General features: G+C 43.4%; 9 protein-coding genes and 1 pseudogene. 6 read left to right on the forward strand and 4 right to left on the reverse strand.

Annotated elements, in window-relative coordinates:
• Positions 1–105 (reverse strand): annotated as a pseudogene (locus B4J23_RS06270) (adenine phosphoribosyltransferase); the annotation flags it as partial.
• Positions 106–581: 476 nt separating this feature from the next.
• On the opposite strand from B4J23_RS06270, the gene rubA reads away from it, so the two are divergent.
• The 5 genes from rubA (at position 582) to B4J23_RS06295 (ending at position 4,758) form a co-directional block, all read left to right on the forward strand.
• Positions 582–746 (forward strand): rubredoxin RubA, encoded by a 165-nt coding sequence (gene rubA, locus B4J23_RS06275; RefSeq protein ID WP_004783011.1) that lies wholly within the window; start codon positions 582–584, stop codon positions 744–746.
• Positions 747–834: 88 nt separating this feature from the next.
• Positions 835–2,013, forward strand: a complete 1,179-nt coding sequence (rubB, locus tag B4J23_RS06280; protein ID WP_291359361.1) for a rubredoxin reductase RubB — start codon at positions 835–837, stop codon at positions 2,011–2,013.
• A gap of 57 nt (positions 2,014–2,070) precedes the next feature.
• Positions 2,071–3,009 carry an esterase EstB gene (gene estB, locus B4J23_RS06285; protein ID WP_291359363.1) on the forward strand — a complete coding sequence of 313 codons (939 nt, stop codon included), beginning with the start codon at positions 2,071–2,073 and terminating at the stop codon, positions 3,007–3,009.
• 13 nt (positions 3,010–3,022) lie between these two features.
• Positions 3,023–3,931 (forward strand): LysR family transcriptional regulator OxyR, encoded by a 909-nt coding sequence (oxyR, locus tag B4J23_RS06290; protein ID WP_291359365.1) that lies wholly within the window; start codon positions 3,023–3,025, stop codon positions 3,929–3,931.
• A gap of 242 nt (positions 3,932–4,173) precedes the next feature.
• Positions 4,174–4,758 carry a DNA-binding response regulator gene (locus B4J23_RS06295; protein ID WP_291359367.1) on the forward strand — a complete coding sequence of 195 codons (585 nt, stop codon included), beginning with the start codon at positions 4,174–4,176 and terminating at the stop codon, positions 4,756–4,758.
• 48 nt (positions 4,759–4,806) lie between these two features.
• Here B4J23_RS06295 and ppk1 read toward each other — a convergent pair whose 3' ends face one another.
• Together ppk1 and mtgA are read right to left on the reverse strand one after the other, a co-directional pair.
• A complete protein-coding gene (gene ppk1, locus B4J23_RS06300; RefSeq protein ID WP_291359369.1) occupies positions 4,807–6,888 on the reverse strand; it encodes a polyphosphate kinase 1 in 2,082 nt (693 codons plus the stop codon).
• Between the two features lie 111 nt (positions 6,889–6,999).
• A complete protein-coding gene (mtgA, locus tag B4J23_RS06305; RefSeq protein WP_291359371.1) occupies positions 7,000–7,674 on the reverse strand; it encodes a monofunctional biosynthetic peptidoglycan transglycosylase in 675 nt (224 codons plus the stop codon).
• Positions 7,675–7,751: 77 nt separating this feature from the next.
• Here mtgA and B4J23_RS06310 point away from each other — a divergent pair, with 77 nt between their 5' ends.
• Complete coding sequence (locus B4J23_RS06310) at positions 7,752–8,582, forward strand: rhomboid family intramembrane serine protease (RefSeq protein WP_291359373.1); 831 nt, start codon at positions 7,752–7,754, stop codon at positions 8,580–8,582.
• 3 nt (positions 8,583–8,585) lie between these two features.
• Here the strand turns inward: B4J23_RS06310 and B4J23_RS06315 are convergent.
• Positions 8,586–10,435, reverse strand: a 1,850-nt coding sequence (locus B4J23_RS06315; RefSeq protein WP_291359375.1) for an ABC transporter permease, incomplete at its 5' end; no start/stop codon positions are given.

The following is a 10,435-nucleotide window of genomic DNA, read 5'->3' on the forward strand; positions in this document are numbered from 1 at the left end:
ATTATTCATGAATAATGGAGTCAAATCGAAGAAACAAATGCCTGGTTTTGGGAAATTCTGGACAGTACGAATGTGAGACCACAGAGAAGTAGACAAATTGCTCATGGGAGATCTTTAAACAAGGAAAGGAATAGGTGAATTTTAAACTAAATTAACAATGTGTAACAACAACGACTGTGCAACATTAAAGCAGAAAATAATAATAACCAATTGATTTAAATATATAAATTTATTTTAAAAAATATTTAATAAAGACTTTGCTGAGTCTAAGTTAACTGATTTTAATCATTTTTTCTGCCCGACTTTGGTCTACAGCTTAATCTAAGTCAGAAGAGTATTTTATAAAACTAAAAATACAACTCTTTGCCTAACCTTAAATATATTTCTAGTAGTGAAATATCTAGGGACTGACCTTTCTGCTGTTAATTTCACTGATTAAACTTTTATTCGCTTTACTTTATGAATAGAACTGCGTAAAAATTTAGCCAAATATGTTTACTATTAAAAGTCATATTCTTTAGGGTCTTGCCATTTGTGGATTTTAAGCTGACAGCTACAGTTGGTCAGTTTTGGAGAGTTATATGAAAAAATATCAATGCATCGTTTGTGGATGGATTTATGACGAGGCAGAAGGTTGGCCTCAGGACGGAATCGTTCCTGGAACCAAATGGGAAGATATTCCTGATGACTGGACTTGTCCGGATTGTGGTGTTTCTAAAGTCGATTTTGAAATGATTGAAATCTAATCATGTTCTTTTAAAGACCATATTGAATGGTCTTTTTTATGTCCTTTATACCTGAAAAAAACTACTTTAAAAAAGCATGGAGAATCGTATGCATCCTATCGTCATCATTGGTTCGGGCATGGCGGGTTATGCTGTTGCCCGTGAGTTTCGCAAACTCAACCCAGACCATGAACTTGTCATGATTTGTGCTGATGATGCGACTAATTATGCGAAACCTACGCTTTCTAATGCTTTAGCAGGAAACAAAGCGCCAGAACACATCCCTTTGGGTGATGCAGAAAAAATGTCAACGCAGCTGAAAATGCGCATCGAAAAAAACACTTGGGTCAAAGCGATTCATCCTGAACAACATCAGCTAACTTTAGAAAAAGACGGTCAGGAAAGCACACAGGATTATTCTAAATTGGTGCTGGCTGTGGGTGCCAATCCAGTACGCCTGGCCATTGCTGGTGATGCGAGCGACGATATTCATATGGTGAATAACCTGACTGACTATAAAGCTTTCCGTCATAATCTGGCAGCCCGTGAAGATAAACGTGTGGTGATTCTAGGTGCAGGCCTGATCGGTTGTGAATTTGCCAATGACTTGCAGCATACTAATCATCAGGTCACCGTGATTGATCTGGCACCCCAGCCTTTAGGTCGCTTATTACCAGCTCATGTCGCAGATGCTTTCCAGCAAAATCTTGAAGAGACGGGCATTCATTTTGTACTGGGGACAACAGTCGAAAAAGTCTCTAAAGTTGAAAATGGTGATTATCTGGTCACACTTGCCAATGGCCAGTCGGTAGTTGCTGATGTGGTGCTGTCTGCTGTGGGCTTACAACCGAATATTTCTGTCGCAAAAGAAGCCGATATTCATACCAGTCGCGGGATTCTGACAAATACAAAACTAGAAACCAATCAACCCGACATTTATGCAGTAGGCGACTGTGCGGAAGTAAACGGAATGCTTTTACCATATGTCATGCCAATCATGCAGCAGGCCCGTGCCCTGTCTAAAACATTGAATGGCGAACATACTGCAGTTCATTATCCAGCGATGCCAGTTGCGGTCAAAACACCAGCTGCGCCATTGACTGTCCTTCCTGCTCCGGTTGATGTCGAAGTAACTTGGGAAAATGAAGAGTTTGATGACGGTATGCTGGCCAAAGCCTTTGATGCCAGCGGTACTTTACGTGGTTTTGTCCTGCTTGGTGCCACTGCTGCCAAACAACGCCTGGCATTGACCAAGCAGGTTCCTGACTTGATTCCAGCTACAGTTTAGATGTTTAATACAAAGGACATTTTTTAAGCGAAATGTCCTTTAATCAGGAAATACATCATGCATAGTGCCCTGCAGTTCAATCATTCTCCGTATACCGCTTTCATGCGTGAAACCAAGGTCGATCTTGGCAATGGCATCGAACTGCACGTGGAGGTCGGAGGAAATCCTGAAAACCCGACCATTCTGCTAATTATGGGGCTTGGAGCACAGATGCTGTACTGGCCGGACTTCTTCTGTAAATCCCTCATTGATCAGGGCTATCATCTGGTGCGTTTTGACAACCGGGATATTGGTTTATCTTCCAAGATTCACCATAAAGGGCCTCGCTTAAACACTTTAAAAATGATGAGCCGTTTTGTACTGGGTTTAGGCAATCAGGGCGCGCCTTATACGCTGTATGATATGGCAGATGATGTACATCTTCTGATTGAAAAAATGGGGCTGGGTCAGGTCTATGTGCTCGGTGCCTCTATGGGTGGCATGATTGCCCAGATTCTGGCCGCACGTTATCCTGACAAAGTTAAAAAAATGGGCTTACTGTTTACCAGTAATAACCAGCCACTGTTACCCCCGCCTTTTCCAAAGCAACTCTTTAGTTTAATTGACAAACCCGCTTCCACAGATGAAGATGGCATTATCGATCATAGCTTGAAGCTGTTTAACATTATTGGCTCGCCGGGTTATGTGAATCATCTGGAAGCGATTCAGACTGCCCGTAAGTTATATAAACGAAGTTACCATCCAGCGGGTGTACTTCAACAGTTTTTAGCAATATTATGTACGGGTTCATTGCTGCAACTGGACAAGCAAATCCAACAAGAGACCCTGGTGGTTCATGGTGCTCGTGACAGATTGCTGCCTCCTAGTCATGGTAAGGCTGTTGCAAAAGCAATTCCAGGGGCTAAATTTGAATTAATTGATGGAATGGGGCATGATATCCCTCCGCATTTTATTCCATATCTTAGCGAATTATTTGCTGATCATTTTAAATCATAAACATTAGGACACTATGGCTGCATTACCATCCCTAAGACAGCTGTCATACCTCGTAACACTGTCTGAGACGCTGCATTTTACAGAAGCTGCTCGCCGCTCATTTGTTACCCAGTCAACTTTGTCTGGCGGTATTATGGAGCTGGAGCGTTTACTCGGTGGCGTTCTTGTTGAACGCGATCGCCAGAATGTACGTTTAACGCCGCTTGGTGAACAAGTGGTTGCACGTGCCCGTGTTCTACTGGCTGATGCTCAGGACTTAATGCGTTTAAGTCGTGAAATGAGTGAACCATTAACCGGTGATCTGCATCTTGGCATTATTCCAACCATTGCCCCTTTCATCCTGTCACAATTTCTGGATGAAGTGCATCAGCAGCTACCGAAAATCCAGCTACATCTACATGAAGCTCAAAGTGAGAAAATTGTAGAGAAACTGGAGCATGGTAATCTGGATATGGTGGTGCTAGCGCTGCCTTTCGATACCCGTAGTCTGAAAGTTGCTGAAATTGCCAAAGAGAACCTGTATCTGGTGCATCACAAATCTGACCAGAATGCGGCTCAAGCCAAATCTCTGGAAGATCTGGACCTGTCTCGCCTGATGCTGCTTGAAGAAGGTCATTGCTTGCGTGATCATGCATTGAGTGCCTGCCCGATTGGTGAGCGTAAAAATGATCATCGCCTGAAAGCAAGTTCATTACCGACGTTAATTGAAATGGTGTCTGCTGATCTTGGTTTCACCCTGTTGCCAGAAATTGCGCTGCATACCAATATGATCAAAGCCAATCCGGATCTGCGCATCAATCTAATCAATGCTGCACCAAGCCGCACTCTGGCACTGGTCACTCGTAAGAGCACACCGCTACAAAGCGAGTTCGATGTGTTATTACAAATTTTGCAAAAAATTACTGCCCACGATGCAGCTTAATTAAGCCCTAATAAAAAAGGAGCACTTAGATTGCTCCTTTTTTATTGCCTACGTCTTCTGATAAATTTAATTTTTATAAATTCAGTCAATTAAAATGATTCAAAACCAATTTTTAAACTTTAACTATTTATAATATATAAAAATTAAATCCCTATTTCTTGGGATTGGCATTGATAATAATTTAAGACAAAATACATCTGTATATTAATTACTCTCAGGATAAGATTTCTTTGGCCTCATTTTTGCCCACACCCGTATTATTGGTGCAACCTTATCCACCCTCGCTCTCTTCCAATCTTGATCTTGCATTGCTACAGCTCGGTTATCAACCAGATATGCTGTCCTATACCAATCATCTGTCTGCTCAATCGCATATTGAACAGTATCTTCCCAATCTAGTGTTATATGAGATTCATGAGAAAACGCAACTTAAGAATCTTAATGTAATTCAAGCACGAATCCAGATTCCTCATCTGATTGCAGTTTTAGCTGATGATTCACCTGAAATGATTAATTTATTCTTGTCATCTGGCGTGGATCGATATCTGATTGCATCGCATCCTGTTTCAAAAATAGTAGCAAGCCTGAAAATCATCCTACGAGGTGGTTCCGATTTACATCCTGAATTAGCCCGTTATTTAGTGAGTCAGGAAACAAAAATACATTTTTTAAATCAGACTGAAGTACAGATTTTAAAGTATTTCAGCCAAGACCTGACTTTGGCCGAAATTCAAAACAGATTAAGTCTGCACGATTACCAGATTTATGCTGCTATTCGTAAAATCTATCAAAAACTCGAGAATCCATTTATCCATTCTCAAAATTAACAAAATATAAAAAAGGCTGGATTATCAGCCTTTTTAGTTTGCATAGAGTTATTTAAAGGTTTCCAGCAAGGTACGCTGTGCATTATGCGGTTGTTCACCTTCTGCAACTTGGGCACGCACCCAGGTTCCATCTCCTTGTAACAACCAGGCCTGCTGATTGTCTTTCAGGTAATTTAATAAACCTTGCTGGTAAATGCGTTTCTTCAATGTTTCATCTTCAATCGGGAAACAGGCTTCTACACGATTAAACAGGTTACGATCCATCCAGTCCGCGCTTGAGCAATAAATGCGGGAATTGCCATTATTGCTAAAATAAAACACGCGTGTATGTTCAAGGAAACGGCCGACGATTGAACGTACCCGGATATTCTCTGAAAGTCCCGGCAAGCCTGGACGTAGACAGCAAATCGAGCGGATAATTAGGTCAATCTGTACGCCCGCTTGTGAAGCCTCATAAAGTTTATTGATTAGTTGCAGCTCAGTTAAAGCATTCACCTTCACGATAATCTGAGCTTTCTTGCCCGCTTTGGCATTGGCAATTTCATTATCAATATAGTTGATGAGCTGGGCATGCAAGGTAAATGGAGCATGGAGCAGCTTTTTCAGCTTGGCCATTTTCCCCATTCCCGTCAATTCCTGGAAGATACGATGCACATCTTCACACAGATCCTTGTCTGTGGTTAACAAGCCATAATCGGTATAAATCCGTGCATTGCCCGCATGATAATTTCCGGTTCCTAAATGCACATAACGCACCAGCTTGTTATTTTCTCGGCGTACCACCAGAATCATTTTGGCATGGGTTTTATAGCCAACAATGCCATAGACCACGACAGCCCCCGCCTCTTGCAGTACGTTGGCAACTGCAATATTGGATTCTTCATCAAAACGTGCACGTAGCTCGATGACTGCAGTAACTTCCTTACCGTTACGGGCTGCTTCTGCCAGCACCTGCACGATCTCGGAATCTGGACCACTGCGGTACAGTGTCTGCTTGATCGCCAGCACCTGAGGGTCTCGTGCCGCTTCACGTAATAGCGTAATCACTGGAGCAAAAGATTCAAATGGATGATGTAGCAAAATATCCTGCTTCTGCATGGCACTGAAAACATTTTCAGATTTTTTTAGTACTTTAGGCAGAATTGGCGTATGTGAATCATAACGTAGATGTGGACGTTTGAAGTTGGACAGTAATCGCGCCAGATTAACCGGTCCTGCCACTTTATAGAGCTGGTCTTCATCCAGATCAAATTCTTCCAGCAAATATTCATAAATATGCTGCGGACAATTTTCAGTCACTTCTAGACGGACTGCACGACCAAAACGGCGCGAACTTAGCTCGCCTTTTAAAGCTTTGGCCAGGTCTTCAACATCTTCATTTAAGGCCAGATCGGCATTTCGGGTAACACGGAACTGATAGCAGCCAGTCGCGGTCATGCCCGGGAACAGGTCAGACACATGTTCATGAATGATGGCGGATAACATCACATGATGTTCTTTACCATCAGTCAGTTCATCCGGTAAACGCACAACACGTGGCAATGAACGTGGCGCAGGAACAACCGCAAGATCAATCTGACGGCCAAAGGCATCTTTCCCTTCGAGCGTCACAATAAAATTCAGGGATTTATTCACCAGACGTGGGAATGGATGTGCCGGATCAAGGCTAATAGGCGTAAGAACTGGAGCAACCTGTTCCTGAAAATATTTTTTCACCCAGGCCGATTGTGCCGGTGTTAGCTCTCCACGGCGCAAGAAGCAGATATCTTCCTCACGCAGTTTAGGCAAAATCTCTTCATTTAAAATACGGTACTGACGTTCAATGGCGGCATGTGCAGTTTCGGCAATCTGCTCTAATACTTGTTTTGGCGTCAAACCATCTGGACTGCGGCTTTCATTGCCCAAATCCAGTTGTTCCATGACGCCAGCCACACGAATTTCAAAAAACTCATCTAAATTACGTGAAAAGATCAGTAGAAAATTCATGCGTTCCAGCAAAGGATGCAGAGGATCAACCGCCTGTTCCAGCACTCGCAAATGGAAATCCAGAATAGACAGTTCACGATTAATGTAACGATCATTATAAGTATATTCGGTTGGTGCCGAAGTCGTACTGGCTGCCGTATTCATATCAAACCTACGCTATTTTCAAGTCTTGCTTATTGCTTTTAGTATGCTTCAAATTAATGACATTTTCATAAAAAAAGCCCAAATATTTGGGCTTTATCTTGATATTTTTATTTAAGGGATTTCAGCATAGCGCATATAACGCTGAATCATACGTTTACGTGCTTTTAGGGCTGATGCATTACGATGATCTTCAAAATATTTTGGATTGGTGAGAATCGCTGCCAGGAAGATGGCCTGATCACGAGTCAGGCTCTCTGCAGTCTTACCAAAATAATGTTTGGCTGCCGCTTCTGCTCCATAGATATTGTCTCCAAACTCAATCGAATTTAAATACACTTCCAGAATACGCTCTTTAGACCACATGCGTTCCATCATCCAGGTCGCGACAGCTTCCTGACCTTTACGCAGGAATGAACGCTTGTTGACGAGGAACAGGTTTTTAGCCAGCTGCTGGGAAATGGTTGACCCTCCTGCCACAACACGGCCTTCATTCTTGTTACGGCTGAGTGCAGTCTGAATACCATCCCAGTCAAAGCCATGATGGTGCATGAATTTTCCATCTTCTGCCGTCACTACCGCCTGCTTGAGATTGGTACTGATTTCATCATAAGGGCGCCACTGATGTTGAATGGACTTGGAGGGTTCAGTCCAATAATCGATCCGCATCATCATGGTGGTATTCACTGGATTGGTTCGCCACCAGGCTAAACTTGCAAAAATCCACAGTTGAACAAGTAGAATCACACTGACAATCACGAGAAGGGTGCGGGTCAGAAAGGCTTTCATGTCAGTGCGTTACTCCTGAAAATTCAATTTTTCGTGTTAAGCTTATTCGAAATATACAATCACAGCAAAAAAATAGCATGCCTGAATATTCTCCCCCAACAACACATCGCAAACTGGAAATGCAGCTCTGGTGGATGACCGCACTCCTGATCTGTATCAATGTCGGCCTGTTTGGCTGGCAGGTTCTAAATGATATGGACATCACACAGCCAAGTTCTCCAGATGCCATTCGCTGGGGAGCAGATTATGCACCTTTAACGTATTTAGCGGAACCCATACGCCTGTTTAGTAGCATGTTTTTTCATTTTGGCTTAATTCACCTAATGTTAAATATGTGGGCACTGTATATTTTTGGTAGTGTCGCTGAACAAATTTTTGGCCGGGTCTATTTTACAGGTCTTTATATTTGTGCCGGTCTGATGGGCAGTTTACTCAGTGGATATATGAGTATCCAGGACAGCTATGCCTTAATCGAAGGCGGTGTAGCCAATCCTGGCTTATTGCCGGGTGTTAGTGCGGGTGCTTCGGGTGCAGTCATGGGTCTTGGTGCGTCACTGACTGTTCTATCTTTACTACCAATGTTGCCCCGTCAGCCTTTTATTCTGGATAAAAAGACACTGGTAATGATCATGGGTCTTAACCTGGCGATGGGCTTTATGATCAGCGGAATTAACAATGCCGCACATATTGGCGGCATGATCATGGGGGCCGGACTAACAGCGCTCTGGTATCTCGGTCAGAAAATGCAGCGTGGCCGTTTGGTCAGTCTGGTTGCCTTACTGCTCGGCGTCGCTGCCTGTGTCGTGCTGTATCAATATAATCTGGCTTTGCTTGAACCGATCCGCCCACTCTGGCAGGAAATTTTACAAATGCTACAACAGCAGTTGGCGGATCAGCCTACAAGATAAATCTTATTGATTCATCTCACGCAGGCTTTGCAAGGGCGGAATTTCGGAAAGATAACTCAGACGATAACGCCCAATCAAGGTACATACCACAGTCATAAACACAGGCAGGATAATCCAGATTTCCCAATGAGGCTGAATGATCAGATCCATCTTGTAGCTGGCAATGGCGCTGATCACTTCTGCAAACAGACATGAAGCAATCCCTGCGAACAGTCCGATAAAACCGATTTCCAGACTCATCATGGTTTTCAGCTTCTGTTTGGAACTACCAAAAGACCGGAGCAAAGCCACTTCACGTTTACGTTCATCCATAAGCAGGTTTAAGCAGGCCATCAGTACCAGAAAACCGGATACGCTGACCAGCACAGCCAGAATAGTAATGATCTGCACCAGTACATTCACAATCCGTTTGATTTCTTCCAGAATCAGGCTGACATCAATGAATACGGTATTGGAAAAACGCTGAACCAGATTCACCAGTTTATCTTTATCTATTTCCGGTACATAGAAGCTGCCCAGATAACTGCCAGCATTAGCATCCATGGTATTTGGTGCAAAGATAAAGAAGAAGTTTGGACTAAAACTCTCCCACTCTACCGTTCTGAGATTCACCACTTTGGCTTCGAGTATGCCTTCAGGCAAGCTAAAACTGAGCTTATCCCCCAGTTTGATACCCAGCTCTTGTGCAGTATTGGCTTCGACCGAAACTTCACCCGGCTGTTTCAATCCTGCCTCCCCCTGAACAATCACATTATCCTGAGGATAGCGATCCGACTGGGTCAGATTCAGTTCACGTCTTAAGGTATTACTCTGCTTGACCAGTTCAGCAGCAAAAGGATGATCATTTTTCGCCACCAGACGCCCGCGAATATTGGGATACAAGGGTGTACTTTTCCAGCCATTCTGTTCTAACTGAGCTTTTAAGTCAGGCATGTCAAAAGGCGGCAGACCATAGACAAACTGGTTGGGTGTCCCTTCCGGCAATTGTTGCTGCCATCGATCAAGTAAATCTGTACGCAGTACAGCCAGCACACTAATCAAACTGAGTCCTAAAGCTAAGGCAGTAATCTGTAAAGCGGTCTGATACGGTGTCCGTACATAGGCAGACAGATTGAATTTCAGATTACGCAGCAGTTTTAAAATACTCCAGACCGTAAAATACAGAACAGCACAAAGCAGAATAATGGCCCCAATCACCCAAGCTGTCAGCACGATATTTTCCGTTAAAATCACACTGAAAATAATCAGACTTAAGGTTCCGGTCAGTAACATCCACAACATCGAATGGACGGATTTTTCCTGCTGACGAATGACCCGAATCGGAGGAGTATTTAAGAGTTGAAACAGACTCGGCATGACAAAGCCCAGTAACACCACTGCACTGGTCAGCATGGCAATTGGCAAGGGCCCCAGCAGCATCGCCGTAGCAGAGAACTCAAGCTGCAAGTTTGGAATAAGCTGTAGCATGAGTTGCAATAAGCCATAACCCAATGCTACACCTATTACGCTACCAATCAGCATGGCGATTAAAAGCACTAAACCTAGCAAAGCCAGATAAGCGGCCAGAATCTGATTTTTGGTCGCGCCAATACAGCGCATTAGGGCAATATGATCTTGATTCTGCTGCACATAACGCTGCGCAGTTAAAGCAATGGCAATCCCGCATAACAAAATGGTGAGAATATTGGCCAGTTGCAAAAAAGTATCCAGATTGGCAATTGGTTTCATTAAACGGGTATTGCCTTCGCTGGCATTACGTAAGCGCAGACTGCCCTGCTGTTCCAGTTCTTGTCCCTCAACCCCAGCATCTGCTTCATCTGAAGTTCCATTTTCAGATTTTATCTTCTGCTTGA

The sequence above is a fragment of the Acinetobacter sp. UBA3025 genome, from assembly GCF_002367915.1.
Lineage (GTDB): Bacteria > Pseudomonadota > Gammaproteobacteria > Pseudomonadales > Moraxellaceae > Acinetobacter.

What these genes read in the sequence shown, in the direction of transcription:
- rubA (WP_004783011.1), top strand. Translation starts at nt 582, where the DNA reads ATGAAAAAATATCAATGCATCGTTTGTGGATGGATTTATGACGAGGCA.
- rubB (WP_291359361.1), top strand. Translation starts at nt 835, where the DNA reads ATGCATCCTATCGTCATCATTGGTTCGGGCATGGCGGGTTATGCTGTT.
- estB (WP_291359363.1), top strand. Translation starts at nt 2,071, where the DNA reads ATGCATAGTGCCCTGCAGTTCAATCATTCTCCGTATACCGCTTTCATG.
- oxyR (WP_291359365.1), top strand. Translation starts at nt 3,023, where the DNA reads ATGGCTGCATTACCATCCCTAAGACAGCTGTCATACCTCGTAACACTG.
- ppk1 (WP_291359369.1), bottom strand. Translation starts at nt 6,888, where the DNA reads ATGAATACGGCAGCCAGTACGACTTCGGCACCAACCGAATATACTTAT.
- mtgA (WP_291359371.1), bottom strand. Translation starts at nt 7,674, where the DNA reads ATGAAAGCCTTTCTGACCCGCACCCTTCTCGTGATTGTCAGTGTGATT.
- B4J23_RS06310 (WP_291359373.1), top strand. Translation starts at nt 7,752, where the DNA reads ATGCCTGAATATTCTCCCCCAACAACACATCGCAAACTGGAAATGCAG.